This is a genomic window from Stutzerimonas sp. R40042, from assembly GCF_026642215.1.
GTDB classification, from domain to species: Bacteria; Pseudomonadota; Gammaproteobacteria; order Pseudomonadales; family Pseudomonadaceae; genus Stutzerimonas; species Stutzerimonas frequens.
Genome location: NZ_CP113258.1, coordinates 132,830 through 147,616, shown reverse-complemented (window position 1 = coordinate 147,616; position 14,787 = coordinate 132,830). Strand labels below are relative to the sequence as shown.

Below are 14,787 nucleotides of genomic sequence, written 5' to 3'. Positions count from 1 at the left end.
TGATGACGACTCTTCTTCACGGCCCCTGCAAGTTTGCAGCAACGCCCAGGTTCGCATGCCGAGATACGCAGTGAGGCTTCGCGATCAACACACCATGCATTCACAATGTCACTGCAAGGTCCGGCATGTCTCTGCTCAGTCCTTACGGCCTGAGCTAGCCCTATACAGCTGTTGTTTGCTCTCCTCGCTGATCCCCGTCAGGATGCCGCAGGCATTGATCTCCCGACCCTCGTTGCAACTCGCCCTCAGTGAAACGAGTTGTTGCTCAAGCGCTTGCAGAGCAGTTATCTGCGACCGCACATGAGAGATGTGGTCATCGAGCATGGCGTTGACGGCGGTACAGGGCTGGCGAGGGTCGTCCTGATAGCTCTGTAGCTCGCGAATCTCTGTCAGTGACAGGTCCAGAATTCGGCAGCGGCGGATAAAGGCAAGCCACTCGCCATGCTTCTCGGTATAGACACGGTAACCATTCTCCTGCCGTTCTGGCGGCGGCAACAGGCCCTGCTGCTCATAGAAGCGGATCGTCTGCGTGTCGATACCCGCTATCTGGGCTAACTGACCAATGCGCATCAGGCTTACTCCTCAACGGATCATCTGTCCCATTGACCTTATAGTAGCTATATAGTTTTTAATACTAGCAATCTATGTTGGTTAACTGGAGCCGTATCGTGAGTAAAGCCTGTGGTGGCCCATGTAGCTGCGATGCAACGCCTGCAGCGGATACCGATATGCCGGTCTCCTCCAAAGCGTCAGGGGAATGGGTCAGCGTGTATGCTGTGCCGAAGATGGATTGTCCCTCAGAAGAACGGATGATCCGCTTGGCGCTGAACGGCTTTGATGAGATTCGAACGCTGTCCTTCGACTTGTCGAACCGCCGATTGGAGGTCGTGCATGACGGCGAGGCTGAGCCCATTACCGCGAAACTGGCGACCTTGGGGCTAGGCGCCTCTCTTCAGGAAACCGTCATTGCCGACCCAGAGACGATCAAGGCCGCTGAGAGCTCGGCAGTCTCTGCTACGCAGGAGTCAGGCACTCTGCGCGTGTTGCTCGGTATCAATGCGATCATGTTCGTGGTGGAAATGACTGCTGGCCTGATCGCCCAGTCTACCGGCCTGATCGCTGATTCCCTGGATATGTTTGCCGATGCAGCCGTCTATGGCCTGGCTCTCTATGCCGTAGGGCGCAGTGCGAAAATGCAGGTACGTGCCGCGCATCTGGCAGGGGTACTGCAACTGATTTTGGCTATCGGCGTACTCGTCGAGGTGGTGCGACGCTTTGTTTTCGGTAGTGAGCCTGAATCGCTGATGATGATGGCGATCGCCTTCGTCGCGTTGATCGCCAATACCGGTTGCCTGCTGTTGATATCCAAGCACCGCGAAGGCGGCGCGCATATGAAGGCAAGCTGGATATTCTCGGCCAATGATGTGGTGATCAACATGGGCGTCATCGCCGCCGGTGCCTTGGTCGCCTGGACGGGGTCCAGCTACCCTGACCTGATTATCGGTACCATCGTGGGCCTGATCGTCCTCAACGGCGCTCGGCGCATCCTGGCGCTCAAGGGGTGAGGCTGCACGGTACGCAGCTATCGATGCCTGGGACACTTGATCGAAGTGGCTGTACAAGCGCGCTAGGCCTGAACGACAGCATATAGCGCGAAGGCTCGGAGCCAGCAAGGTAGCGTATCTAGGAATCAACCAAGGAAGGAAGATGATGGATAGTATCTGGCTGGTACTCGGCCTGGCGCTGTTGCCCGCCTTAGGCAATTTTAGTGGTGGGCTCGCTGCGGAGGCCTCCCGAACTACCGGGCGCCGTCTCAATTACGCCCTTCACGGCGCTGCCGGCCTCGTCATTGCGGTGGTGGCGGTTGAAATCATGCCGCGCGTGCTAGAGAACCTCTCAGCCTGGGTAATCGCCCTCGCTTTCGCGCTGGGCGGCATTGCTTACGTAGGTATCGAGAAGCTCGTTGAGAGTCTCCAGAAGCGACAAGGCCAGCAGGGAGAAGGCGGTCAGACGAGTGTCTGGATGATCTATATCGCCGTATCCATCGACCTGTTCAGCGATGGCCTCCTGATCGGGGCGGGGTCGGCGGTCTCACCGTCGGTCGCGATAATCCTGGCGGCGGGTCAGGTTCTCGCCGATGTTCCTGAGGGCTTTGCGACGATCGCCACCATGAAAGATAAAGGAATCCCTCGTAGCAAGCGGATACTGCTCTCTGCTTCCTTCGCGATTCCTGTGCTCTCGGCAGCCGTCTTTGCTTACTTCGTACTCAGGAACCAGCCGGAGGCATTTAAGCTAGCGGCACTGACGTTCACGGCAGGCCTTCTCACGGTCGCTGCCATCGAAGATATGGTCTCCGAGGCTCACGAGAGCGGTGACGATACGCACATCTCACCGCTGGCTTTCATAGGCGGCTTCGTCCTGTTCGTTCTGGTATCAGCGGGCTTGGAAGGGGTGGTATCGCAAAGCTAACGTACTGCTCCCCAACACAGCCACTGTCGTGCTGGCCGAATACGAAGCAGCTCCCAGCTTACGGCGCACCTAGTCGAGTCCAGAAACATTCACTTTGCCACCCTGGCCAGCCGGCCGAATGAATTGACGCAGCTTGATTAAGCGGAGCAAGAAAGCATGAGCCACAGGGTTGATCCTGGATTCGGAGGCGAGAGAGCATTGGGTGATAAGTGCGCGCTACCCTCTAGCCTATACACGGGCGTGCGCTATAAGCCGCTTCTGACAGGGGGGATGGCTCTACTTGCTGGAGGCGCCATGCCGCTTGCCTTTGCCCCTGTGGGCTGGGCATGGCTTGCGGTGATCGCTCTGGCAACATTTTTTGTCCTGACCGCGCAGTCTTCAAGGCGTCAGGCGCTGTGGTCGGCCTACCTCTTTGGCCTTGGCTACTTCGGCGTGGGTGTCTCCTGGGTCTTTATCAGCATTAGCCAGTACGGCAATGGCCCCGTGGTGGCGGTGTTAGTCACGGCGGCCTTTGTCTCGCTGCTCGCCCTCTTTCCATGGGGCGTCGCGTACCTCGTGCGCTGCCTGCGCCCTGAGATGGATGCAATGGCACTCTGGCTAGGGCTACCTGCGGCATGGGTGCTGAGTGAATGGATGCGCACCTGGTTCTTGACCGGCTTTCCCTGGCTCTTCATTGGCTACAGCCAGACCGACACCACACTTGCCACTATCGCTCCCGTCTTTGGCGTGCTTGGCGTGAGTTTACTGGTGGCACTTCTCGCTGGCGGGCTTGCCTGGGTTGTCCAGGGGCCAAGCCTGCGCCGTGCTGCGGTAGTCGGTGCCGTGTTAGTCGCTACCCTCGCCGGCTTGCAACTGCTGGATCGTGAATGGACGCAGCCAGCCGCTGACCCGATCGATGTCGTCCTCTTGCAAGGAAACATCGCGCAAGACAAGAAATGGGACCCGAGATACCGGGACATCACACTTGAGCGCTATCAGGCGCTTACCGCGCAGCATCTCGGAGCCGATATCGTGATCTGGCCAGAAGCGGCAATCCCGATGTGGCATGACCAGGCCAAAGCATATCTTGCTGAGCTTGAGGCGTTAGCCGATCAGGCAGGCACATCGTTAATGATTGGCGTCCCGGTACGCGAGGCGGAGGGCCGTACCTACAACGCCGTGGTAAGCCTCTCCGATCCCTCAGGCTTCTACTACAAACGCCACCTGGTGCCCTTCGGTGAATATGTTCCGTTTCGGGATCTTTTGGGGTCGGCCCTCGACGTGCTCGGGGCGCCCATGTCCGACTTCACACCGGGACGGGAAGCGCACGTCCTGAATGCAGCAGGGGTGCCGGTAGGGGCACTCATCTGCTACGAGGCGGTCTTTGGTGCCGAAGTCACTGAGCTTCTGCCCGAAGCGCAGTTACTGGTGAATGTCAGCAACGATGCCTGGTTCGGCAGCTCGCTCGGCCCCCTCCAGCATTTCCAGATGGCACGCATGCGTGCCATCGAAACCGGACGTGACCTTCTTCGAGCCACGAACACCGGTATCACAGCAGCCATCAATCATGAGGGCAAAGTGCTCAAGCGTGCTCCGCAGTTCGAAGTGGCCACCCTCAGCGCCGAAGTGACACCGCGAACTGGCGCGCCCCCTTATGTGCGCTGGCGGGATTGGCCTGTCCTTGGCCTGACCGCACTCGGACTCGGCCTGCTCCTGCTCCGTCGAATTCGTCGGCATCATCGGTTGGGTACATGACGCTTGTTATTTAGCAGCGAGCAAATTCTAGATTGGGTCAGGAGGAAGGGGATATGTCTACTTATGGCAGTCGGCTCGCAGAGAAAGCCCACGAGCCGGGAAAGGCGATGCGCTGGCTGTGGCTCTCGCTCCTGTTACTGTTTGTCGATCAGGCGAGCAAGTACCTTGCCAGCACCATGCTAGCGCATGGTGAAAGCGTGCCTGCCGCACCCTTCTTCAATTGGGTCCACCGCCACAATACGGGGGCGGCCTTCAGCTTTCTCGCGGATGTCGGCGGTTGGCAGCAGCCGCTTTTCATCGGACTGGCCCTGGTTATCTCGATATTACTGGTGTACTGGCTTTGGCGTTCACCACGCGTACTGAGTTATCGGCTCGCCCTCAGTGCGATCCTCGGCGGCGCGTTGGGCAATGTCGCAGATCGCTTGCGGTTAGGCTACGTAGAGGATTTTCTCGATTTTCACTATGCCCAGTGGCACTGGCCATCGTTCAACCTAGCGGACGTATGGATCTTCCTCGGTGTCGCCCTCTTTATTTGGGCGGAAATACGACATCAACCAGGCAGCCGCCGCCGCTGAATCGCCTAGCGTCTTCGCTATCGCATGCTTGACTTCCGGAATAGGCGCGTCCTGGGCCTTGATAAGGCGGCACGCCTTCATGAGCCAGCTGTACGTTCCTGATGCACGACTGCTGCCAAGGGCTCTGCTGCATCCTAACCAATCTGGAAGAGCGCACCCTGCTGGACCTGCTACCCGGTCGTCAGCAAGAGAGGGTGACAAGACGCCTCATGAGCATGGCCAACCGCCACCAGGTCGAGATCGTCAGCATGGACATGTGGAAGCCCTACCGCCGCGCCTTCCAGACGGTGCTGCCACAGGCCCGTATCGTGGTCGATAAGTTCCACGTCGTGCGCATGGCCAACGAGGCCTTAGAGAAGATCCGCAAAGGCCTAAGGAAGGAGTTGAAGCCCAATCAGCGCCGGACCCTCAAAGGTGACCGGAAAATCCTGCTGAAGCGCGCTCACGACGTTTCAGACCGCGAACGGCTCATCATGGAGACCTGGACAGGAGCATTCCCCCCAGCTCTTGGCGGCTTACGAGCACAAGGAGCGCTTCTACCATATCTGGGACTGTACCAATCGGCGTGGTGCCGAACAGGCTCTCGCCACCTGGATTGACAACATCCCTCAGGGGCAGAAGGAGGTTTGGAAGGATCTCGTCAGCGCCGTCAGTGGCTGGCGTGAAGAGATGCTGACCTACTTTGAGACCGACATCCCGATCACCAACGCTTTCACGTAGTCGATAAACCGCCTAGCCAAGGACAAAAACCGTGATGGCCGGGGCTATTCGTTCGAGGTAATGCGAGCCCGGATGCTCTATACCACCAAGCACAAGAAGAAGGCGCCACAAGTCAAGGAATCCCCGTTTCTGGGCAGAGCCACCATGACCTACAACATGGGACTCCCCGAGCCTGAGAAGAACTTCGGTGTCGATCTATCAACCTTCTGGAAGGACTAAGGGTTGGATGGGGCTGGAAGGCCCATCAACCACTTAATCCGGATACCCAAAAGCTCAGAGGGTACCCCTGTCCAGCGTAAAGCTGGGCAGGGGAATCTATCCGGGTAAAGGTTTTACGGGTTGCCTGCCATCTGGCGGGCATAATAACGATCGCTGAGGTCTTTATTAGGATCAGCCTTGAGCCAGCGCTCGGGCTTGGTGCAGTCCATGCAGGTCAGTGTTTTCTTGTCAGGGCTAAGACTATACAGGTGGGCCTTGGGGCCAGTTCCAATCTTCAGCCCAGCTTCCGAAACTTCGAACCCAGGAACCTCGTGCCCCAAACGATCCATGGTCTCAAATTTGAACGACCAGCTTTTGATCTGGCTTTTGCGCCAGATGGTCATGATGGTCAAAGGGTCTTGTTTCGTTGTGCGCTGATAGACCCAATCGCCTTCATAGGGAGTTAGCTTCGGAGCTTCTAGATCCCGCATCCCCTGCTGCAAGGCTTTCTCCTGTATTTTGGCAAGCTCGGCATTTAATTGCTCCTCGTCCCTCCCGGCCTGATCTTTGAGCATCTGGTCTACGTCATAAGGCCCTTTGGGGTCATATTTCCAAACCGTATCGTCCTTGATGCGAAGAATCTTGCAGTTGAGGCAGTCAAGGCTTTGCTCGTCCACATTACGCTTCATGGCCAAGCGTTCGGAACTATTTACGTCGTCAAGAAGAAGCTTTCCATCTTTGACAGAGACGGTCATTTTGACAAGCGGCTTGATGCGGCCAGTACCTAGCTCCTGCCCAATGAGCTCAGCTTCATTGCCATGGATATTAAGGACTAGCTCAACTTTGCTATTCGACGGATTCTTAGCGCGATAGCTGCCTGTGAAATCCTCGCCCCCGCAACCGACGAGGAGAGTGCCAGCAACGACTGTTGCCGCTAGTTTAATTATGAAACGCATATCATCTTTCCAGTAAGTTTGTCTTGTAATGCCCGTATTGAGGCGCGATCCATTTGCGGAAGGAAATGGGTGAAGACCTTTTGGTCACGCTACTTCTGGCCCTATCGCTACAACCAGGGCTTGTAAGTGTTGGGGCATTGGTTTGGGACGGACTACTTTCTGAGCGGCAGGGCATCGTAAAAATGCTGCTCTCGGACTCAATGAGCATTCCTTGCTGATGGTTCGATCCGCTTACGTGATTGGCGGATGCAAAGCGCGCACTCCTTGCGAATAAGGTAAAGCCGACCCACCATGCCAAGCGCTACCATGTAAACGAGAGTCGGCCTGCGAGGCGACCGATGATGGCTTCAGGTTACGAAGCGGTGTTTTAGCAAATTCACAGTATATTGTGAAGACCACAGATGGCTCGACCCAGATAGTCCTCCCTTTTAAGGGAGGGCTTCCGTGGAGGTCGGATTGGCGTTCGGTAAAGTCTTGCGCAGGCGGCGTGTCGCAGCAGGATTTACCCAGGAACAATTGGCCCATGAGGCAGAATTGCAGCGTAATTACGTCAGCCTGATGGAGCGGGGCGTCAACCAGCCAACCATTACCACCTTGCTCAAGCTAGCCATCCCTCTGGGCTGCACAGCAGCAGAAATCGTCGACGAGGTAGAACAACTCGTTGCACACTCCTGAGCACCGGTGTCCTCTGAGCCCCTCAGTTGACGAGTGGTTGAACGATCGACTCAAGCGCACTTCTCATCCTAGAGTCGACCACCAAAGGCTCCTGCTCCAACCAAAGACCTTTGTCCACGAGATCATGCACCAGCTTGGGCGCATGACGAAGATCAAGCCCAGCAGGCCATGGCTTTTTCAACTTCCTAGGCTCAACGCACTCGGTCCAGAAGGATGGAACGAACCAGCACAGATCCGACCGAAGCTCTCGTAGTTTCAGGAAGATTCGTACGCCGTTCGGGTCGAGATCACCAAAGTGAACGACAGGAACCTCGGGCTGCACCTGAGCGAGTAGATGCACAACAGTGGCTATGTCCCAGCCAGGGACATGAGCCAAAAGCCATCCGTCCAGCATCGGCAGGTCACGCCAAGCGCCAGAGTTTTCCACCAGCAAGACCGCTCGCAAGGGACCTTCCAAGATGAGGCCATCCAGGAAGGCCCGCTCCGGGATCGGTGCTTCACCAAGAATACGGGCAAGCTTCCACAGATCCAGGACACCCTGCTCGGTCTGTGCCACCAATCCACGCGGTGGTCGCAAGCGTAACAATCCGTCGTGGGTCGCTTCGGTGCCGGCAAGCGCGGCTTGCCGGCGCGGCGTGAGCACCGCTTTGGAGTGGGGCGCGGTTAGCGCGGCTGCAGTCCGGCGATTGAGACGTCCTGGCAGCGCCGGAAGCCGCCCTGCGCGGCGCGAATCTTCCAAGCGAGCCCAACCATCAGGCGTAGGAGAAAACCCACCCGCTGTAAGTGCCGCCAGAGCTTCCTGCCAGTCCGGCCATACCCGCTCAAGCAGCGCAACGAGTTCAGTGCGGCGAGCCTCTACCAAGGCAATCTGATCACGCCGGCCGGTCGAGCGGATCCAGGATAGCTCTGCCAGAGTGTCATACGCTTTCACCTGTGAGGCGCGGCGCTTGAGCGTCCCCTGCACCAGCAACTCGAGCAGAGCGATGCGCTGCTGCGGCGTCTGCCACATTAGCCTACGCTCCTGGTGCGACGACCGAACACCAGAACTTCCTCGCGCCCCTCGGGCGTCACCTGGCGCACCAAGCGATAAGTCGTATTGCCTTCGGCACGTGCCACTTCGGGGGCCGCGATCATCAACTGCAGATCCAGTGTCTGACACAAATCGAACAGGACGCCGAGATTGTCCGGCGACAGACGGTTGGCTTCGTCCAGGAACAGGAAACGCAGCGAACCGTGAGCGCGCTTACCGCGCAGCAAGGTTGCATCGCGTTCCCACTCGGTGAGAACCACCATCATCAACGCAGCACCGACACCGATCGCCTCGCCGGTCGACAAACGTGTCGGGTTGGCGACTTCCCACTCGGTGCCGGACTTGCGACGGATCTCCACCTGCAGATGCACGTATTCCCGATAATCGAGCAGACGCTGCCCTGCTGAGCGCCCACCGCCGTAGCGACGAAAGATTTCGTCGAGCGCCTCCTCGATCGGCATGTCCGCCTGGAACAGCAGCTCCTGGGCCGCACCTTCACGCAGGGCGCGAAGGATCTGCTCCATACGTTCGACAGCCTGCATGCGCACACGGATGCCCTGAATGCTGCCGAAGCTGACCTTTTCTAGATTCTTGGTCAAGCGAGTGACTTGGCCACGCGCCTTGCGGATCTGTACGTCAATGCCTCGTGCTACGTCTTCGCTAGCTCCACGCAGGTCGCTTTCCTGACGGGCGAGACGCTCTTCGAGGTCAGACAGTTGGTCGCGCAGCCGGATGAGCGCCTCGCGCGGGTCATCGACCTCGGCCACCTGTGCCGGCAGGCGGCGGCGCAGCCAGTCGCGCACAGCCAGCCAAAGCGTCAGGATGGCATCAGCGAAGGCGGCATCGGAGGTATCGCGCAGCTGTTGCAGTTCGGTCAGCAAGACCTCCCCGCCGCGCGCACTACCCAGGCGTTCCAGTAGGACACCTCGGCGTATCTTGGCTTCCTGGACAAAATTAATGTGGCCACGGATGTCGGCAAACTCTTCAGGGGTTCTGGTCAGCAACTCGCCCACCAGACCATCGCGCATCGCCCAGTCAAGTAGGTCATCCCAGCGCTTACGTGCCGGCTCGGCCTCACGGCGTTCGATAGCGAGTTTGTCGTCGGCAGATTGCAGATCCTGCTGGGCGTTCTGTAAGCCATGTTCCTGGTTGCCCTTAGCCGTCAGCAACTCATCGCGCCGCGTCCCATGGGTACGCAGTTCTTGTTCCAACCGCATCACCTCGGCACTAGCAGCCGACAGGGCATCCTCGGTGGGAGCGGGTATGCCGAGGGAATCGAAATGTTCAGCGGCGGATTCATGTTCCTGTCTTGCGTTGTCGTACTGGCTTTGCGCTGCAAGAAAGCGCTTGCTCGCTTCCTCATACTGGGCTTCCGCGTGGGTGACCTTGTTTTCGCAATCTTGTTGCAGCGTTTCGGCTTCGCTCAGTTGCTCTTGCAGCGCCGGAACCAGTTCTTGCGAGTCTTCGAGCCGACCTGGAGCTTCCTCCCAGGACAACGCTTCGGCGTTGTCGCACAGATATTCGAGTGCTTCGATCCCTGCATCGAGCTGCTGGCGCCGCCTCTCCAAGGCATTGGAGTGAAGCGTCAGGTTTTCTATATCCGGGTCCGACAACGGAAGCTGGCGCAAGTCACCAAGCCCGTGCTCCACACGTAGGACATCTTCCTGGTTGGCGGCGATCCAGCTTCTGGCCTCGACTGCTTGCGATGCTTTTTCGCTGAGGACTTGCACGCGCTCGCCATGATCGGGGGGATCGAGCAGCATCGCCTCGGCCAGCAACGAACGCAGTCTGCCAATACGCGGCTGCAGTGTCTGTGCCGCTGTAGCATTGCGATCAGCCGTTTCGCGCTGCTGCTCGATCTGTTCATCGACCAAGGTGATCGCCTGCTGCGCCTCGGTGATGGCACTTGCAGGATCCCCCGCCAGCCAAACCTCCAGCCCAGCAAGTAGAGCATCGCCATCGGCCTGCAGCCGCTCCAGCGTGCGCCGTGCACCCCTCATCGCATTCAGCTCGGAGGCTTTCTCTTCGGCCTGCGCCTGCAGGTCGGCTGCCCTTTTCTCGCGCGCCCGCCGCCCTATGCGCGGCTTGGTGGGAATACGGGACAAGCGGAGAGCGATACCGTCTTGGATAGCAAGATCGCCTTCGCCGGCAATCGTGGTGTCGGAGGATTCTGCCAAGCGATAGAGGTCGGCATCACGCGGCACCAGTAGCACGTCAGCTAGTTCCTCTGGCCGGTCCACAGCCGCAAGAGCTGCTGCTGTGAGATCGTTGACGACCAATGCCTGCACCAAGGCCCCAAGCCGGGCTTCCAGCACCGCAGCCTCCTCAATCGCCACTTCTTCGTAACTACCGGCCAGTAGTTCGGCACCGAGCCTGTCCTTGAGCTGCAACAACGCAGGAGAGAACGGGCCTCCGGCCGCCAGTAAATCGCGCGCTTCGCGGATCAGTCGCTCCTGCGCTTGCTGTGCCTGCTGTTCGGCCCGGCCTGCCTCGGCGTACTGCTTGCCTAAGAGAGCACGGGCTTCATCCAGGTTGCCCCGATCCTCTACTCGTATACCGAGGTGTTCGGACAAGCGCATAGCGCATTCCGTCAGCTTCCGCCATTGCGGCTCGCGTGCCAGCAACTGCTGATATTGTTGCTGGAGCTCCTCGCGCCGGCGTCGTAGCCCGGCAAGTTCGCCATTAGCCGTCCGTTGCGCCTGCTCGTGTGCGGATCGTTCGGCTTCAGTATTGGTGAGCAAAGCGTTGACGACTTGCGTGGCGGGCGCCTGGGTCAAGACCACACCTAACTCGCTCGCCTGTGCGTGCACCCGAGCCTGCCGGACCTGCAACTGTTGCGCTTCGGCCAGTTCACGTTCGATGCTGGGAACCTGATCAGCAAGTACGCTCAGTTGCCGGTGAAGACGCAACGCTTCAGTAGCCGCATCGTACGCAGCGATGATTTCGACATCCCGTCCCGCGAGCCGCCGCACAGCCGCTATGAGCTGCGCATGCCGCTTACGATGCTCCAGCGCATCGGACAGGCGTGTCCTGGCTTCACGACGCTCCTGATCGATGGACTCGAGTGTGTTACGTGCCGATGCGAGGTGATCGACGAACTGCGCCGGGAGCAAAGGGGCAACTTGCAAAGTCATCTCGGCTTCCCGCAGTCGTCGGGTTACTTGGCGATAGGCAGCGGCCCTGCGATGCAGTTCCTCTATGCCCCGCTGCAGGTCGGCGAGACCCTCAGCGGCGCGTTTGTAACCCTCCTGGGCACGCTTGAGTTCCTCGCGGTTGCGGATTCGCAACGTTTCAGCCTCGCTTCGCAGCCTGCCCGCTTCCTGTGCTTCGCGCTCGGTCTCCGCGAGACGGATAACACTCTGTTGCAGGGTGCACAATGCCGCCAAGGCATCCTTCAGCTTGGAGTGCCAATTGCGTGCGGCTTCGAGCACTCGATCCAGTTCGCCCTTGTGAGCATTGAGCTCATCCAACTCGGCCAGAGTCGCGTCGAGTGCTCCGCGCGCAACTTCCTGCGCCTGGAAGGCCTGATCACGCGTGCTCTGAGCCTCGCTCACCCGGCGTGCCAACTCGTCGGCACGTTCGCGAGTAGCGAGGAAGGCCGCGCCGAACATGGCCTGGCCGGCTTCGAAGATACTGCCGATTTCTTGCTCCAGGCGGCGCGATTCTTGCACTTCTACCCGCGTGCGCCGGCAGGAATCCAGGTTTGATCGCATCCTCTGCAAGGTATCAGCGAGGCCACTTTGCTCCCTGAGCAGGAACGAGCGTAGCTCCGAAGTGAGCACCCTTGAGATGCCGCCGGTCATGCTGGTACGCAACATATCGTTAAACTTATTGCGCTCCTCGTCGGTACCAAGGCGCAGTGGCATGACTCCCTGGTCGAATAGCGCGGCGAAGTACTCCCGGGCGGAGGGATAAGATTGTAATCGCCCACCGAGCCGCGCCGCGTTGTCGCGCAACTCCTGCAACTCCGGCACAGACTCGACGCCCCCCTGTGCAACCAGCAGCAGATCTTGCAATCGGATCGCAGGGTCGAGGCCCCAGACAATAAATGGGGTAGGCTCCACGGAGGGTTCACCTTTGCGTTCCAGATGCACCCCAGCCAGCAGCCTCTGTGCACCTGCAAGGGCAAAATCTACCACCACGTAGGAAGGGCGTCCGGGATCACCTAGACGTCCCCAAATACCCTTGTCGCCGCCAGTCGCTCCAGTCTCGCCGAGATTGGTGAAGCGCAGGCGGGACATATCGGGCAACAGAGCGACATAGGCGGCAATCATCACCGTGGTCTTGCCGGCACCGTTGCTGCCTTCCAGCGCAGTGACATGCCGATCGAGTAGATAACGCTCGTAGAAGACACCTTTCCAATTGACCAGGGCTAAAGCATCGGCACGCGTTCGACTCATGACAACATTTCCTCCCCCTCCGCGTCGCCGCTATCGTCATCCATGTCGTTAGCATCACCCAGTAATACCTCTCCACGCGCAACCAGCCGCTCTAGGGCGTCGCTGGGATCTGTGAGCCCGCGAACTGGCTCGGCAAAGCGCATGAGTGCCGGACGCAGGCGCAATCTGGCCGCATCAACCACATCGATGAAACCCAGCTCAGCTAACTTACGCAGCGCCTCGTCCGCTTTCCCTCGCACAGTTTCAGCGGCAATGCGTTCGTCATACTTGCGTCTACGCGGATTTAGCGTACGCACTAGCACATCGGTGCCCAGTAATCCGGACAGCCGCTGCAATAGCGCTTCACGTGTCGCCATGCCGCCATGCTGCAAAGTCACGGGATCGAGATACATCAGCGCCAGCACCTGCCCGATAAGCATTTCGCCGACGGATAGCTGACGTCGCCCCAGCCGCTCGCCGCTGGGCAGCAAATAGAAATAGCCATCGCTCTGCTGGATCAGCTCACAACCGAAACGCCGATAAAAAGGTTCGAGCAGCGCCTGTGCCTCCACCAGGTAATCATAGGGGCAGCCATCATCTCGACCGATATGGCGTCCACGTCGCAGCATCAGATCCACCTCGGGGAATCGCTCGTCGACAATCACCTCTTCCAGAGAATCGAATACGGCATCGCTCACTCCACTTTCCTCCGGCCCTGGACAGTCCATTCCTCGACTTCGAGCTGTTCGCCCACTTCTAGCCATAGCCGCTCGCGGCTTGAACGCAATCGGGCTAGCCTTGCAGCTGCGTCAGCGATGCGACCCGCAGCCACGTATTGGCTATCGTCGGTCAGCGTGGCGAGTACCTGCACCGTTAGCCCCGCCAAGGTATCTACGCCCTCGTCGAGCGCCCGACTCACCAACACTTCGATATCTGCCAGCGCATTTTCAGCTTCCACCCAGGCTGGTTCGGCCTCACGATCAGTCTTTGGCCTGGCCACCACCGGACGCTCGACGCGTGCTTCAAGTGTACGTAGCAGGCAGATAGAGCCTGCATGCGCAGCTAGTAGATGGAAAGGCCTGTTTCCCCACTCCGCAATCTGATCGCGCAAGCGCTGGCTCAGCGCCCGATCAGGATCCAGTCTGACCACGTCGCGCAGGTAGCGGTGTACATACTGGTAGTATTCGGACCATGCCTTTTGGCGTGCACCGCCCCAGGCTCCGATCCGGTCTACATGTTCGATGACCCGCTGTGCGGCTCCCTCGGCTTCGACATTTTCTGCTGAAACGGCCAGCGCCTGGATGTCCTGGAGCAACGCAACGAAATGGTGTGTGTCTCGCAGCAGGATTTCATTGAGCTCGCGCAATGTGTGGGTCGTTGCGTCGAGCAGGCTCTGGCATCGATCGATTGCGCTAAACCAGTCGTTCGACAGCAGGCTAGCGATTTCCGCCTGGATTTCCTCCTGCTGGGCATCAAGCCCCCGCTGCCGACGTTCGATACCCGCCACCATGTCACCGACCGTGATCCTCAGGGGGGCGACCACGCGCTGACGCCAATCCTCATCGTTATGGGCCTTCCTGGCTGTCGCCAGGATGTCGGCAAGTTGAGCGCGCAAGGTACCGGTCAGTAGGCTGAGGCTTTCCCGAGTCAGGGCCTCGTCCGCCAGAAAGTATTCGATAACCGCAGCAGCAAGTCGTGTCAGCGCATACTCGCCCGCCCGAACGATGCCGGCGCCATCAACTCGGGCCAGCATGCGCTGCTCGCGTAATCGTTGAATGGCGTGCGTCGCGCGCTTGCGCGGATTTTCGGCAGCGGGTTCGACGACATCGCAGACCTGTTCAAACAGGTCGATCAGCAGATCTTCCTCGAACGACGCAAGCCCAGCCTTGTCCGCTCGCAGGTACAGACCTGCGAGAAAGCAGACATCCGCTGTTTTCAGGTCAAGATTGACCTGATCCCGTACCAGCGAGGCGATAAGGCGATTCGGATCGGATGCTGTCATAAGCGCTGAGTAGGCTTCTCTGCTACGCAGTATGAATGTATCCAAGCCT

The 14,787-nt window shown here is 59.0% G+C and carries 11 protein-coding genes and 1 pseudogene; 6 read left to right on the top strand and 6 right to left on the bottom strand.

Going from position 1 to position 14,787, the window contains the following annotated elements:
- Positions 1 to 135: 135 nt before the first annotated feature.
- Entirely contained in the window at positions 136 to 570 is a 435-nt protein-coding gene (gene cadR / locus OUY36_RS00620) for a Cd(II)/Pb(II)-responsive transcriptional regulator (protein ID WP_008175821.1), read from the bottom strand.
- Positions 571 to 668: 98 nt separating this feature from the next.
- Between cadR and OUY36_RS00615 the strand changes: the two genes are divergently transcribed.
- From OUY36_RS00615 to OUY36_RS00595, 5 genes and pseudogenes are all read left to right on the top strand, one after another.
- On the top strand, positions 669 to 1,565 hold the full coding sequence (locus OUY36_RS00615; protein WP_033991403.1) for a cation transporter: 897 nt from the start codon (positions 669 to 671) through the stop codon (positions 1,563 to 1,565).
- A 142-nt stretch (positions 1,566 to 1,707) separates the two neighbouring features.
- Positions 1,708 to 2,469, top strand: a complete 762-nt coding sequence (locus OUY36_RS00610; RefSeq protein WP_009686175.1) for a ZIP family metal transporter — start codon at positions 1,708 to 1,710, stop codon at positions 2,467 to 2,469.
- 294 nt (positions 2,470 to 2,763) lie between these two features.
- Complete coding sequence (gene lnt / locus OUY36_RS00605; protein WP_009686176.1) at positions 2,764 to 4,203, top strand: apolipoprotein N-acyltransferase; 1,440 nt, start codon at positions 2,764 to 2,766, stop codon at positions 4,201 to 4,203.
- 53 nt (positions 4,204 to 4,256) lie between these two features.
- Positions 4,257 to 4,778: a signal peptidase II gene (lspA, locus tag OUY36_RS00600; protein ID WP_008930575.1), complete on the top strand. Its 522-nt coding sequence runs from the start codon at positions 4,257 to 4,259 to the stop codon at positions 4,776 to 4,778.
- 128 nt (positions 4,779 to 4,906) lie between these two features.
- Positions 4,907 to 5,717: pseudogene (locus tag OUY36_RS00595) on the top strand (ISL3 family transposase); the annotation flags it as partial.
- Positions 5,718 to 5,830: 113 nt separating this feature from the next.
- Here the strand turns inward: OUY36_RS00595 and OUY36_RS00590 are convergent.
- Complete coding sequence (locus tag OUY36_RS00590) at positions 5,831 to 6,652, bottom strand: hypothetical protein (protein ID WP_124182254.1); 822 nt, start codon at positions 6,650 to 6,652, stop codon at positions 5,831 to 5,833.
- 444 nt (positions 6,653 to 7,096) lie between these two features.
- Between OUY36_RS00590 and OUY36_RS00585 the strand changes: the two genes are divergently transcribed.
- Positions 7,097 to 7,327, top strand: a complete 231-nt coding sequence (locus OUY36_RS00585; protein WP_003288355.1) for a helix-turn-helix domain-containing protein — start codon at positions 7,097 to 7,099, stop codon at positions 7,325 to 7,327.
- A gap of 22 nt (positions 7,328 to 7,349) precedes the next feature.
- Here the strand turns inward: OUY36_RS00585 and OUY36_RS00580 are convergent, their stop codons facing one another.
- Genes OUY36_RS00580 through OUY36_RS00565 form a run of 4 tightly spaced genes read right to left on the bottom strand, consistent with a single transcriptional unit; the run spans position 7,350 to position 14,738 of the window.
- Positions 7,350 to 8,336, bottom strand: a complete 987-nt coding sequence (locus OUY36_RS00580; RefSeq protein ID WP_003288356.1) for a Wadjet anti-phage system protein JetD domain-containing protein — start codon at positions 8,334 to 8,336, stop codon at positions 7,350 to 7,352.
- Complete coding sequence (gene mukB, locus OUY36_RS00575; protein ID WP_033991783.1) at positions 8,336 to 12,757, bottom strand: chromosome partition protein MukB; 4,422 nt, start codon at positions 12,755 to 12,757, stop codon at positions 8,336 to 8,338. The genes OUY36_RS00580 and mukB overlap by 1 nt, the downstream gene beginning before the upstream one ends.
- Entirely contained in the window at positions 12,754 to 13,434 is a 681-nt protein-coding gene (locus OUY36_RS00570) for a chromosome partition protein MukE (protein WP_017679353.1), read from the bottom strand. Before OUY36_RS00570 ends, mukB begins: the two co-directional genes overlap by 4 nt.
- Positions 13,431 to 14,738, bottom strand: coding sequence for a condensin subunit F (locus OUY36_RS00565; protein ID WP_003288359.1), 1,308 nt, complete (start codon positions 14,736 to 14,738; stop codon positions 13,431 to 13,433). Before OUY36_RS00565 ends, OUY36_RS00570 begins: the two co-directional genes overlap by 4 nt.
- Positions 14,739 to 14,787: the final 49 nt, after the last annotated feature.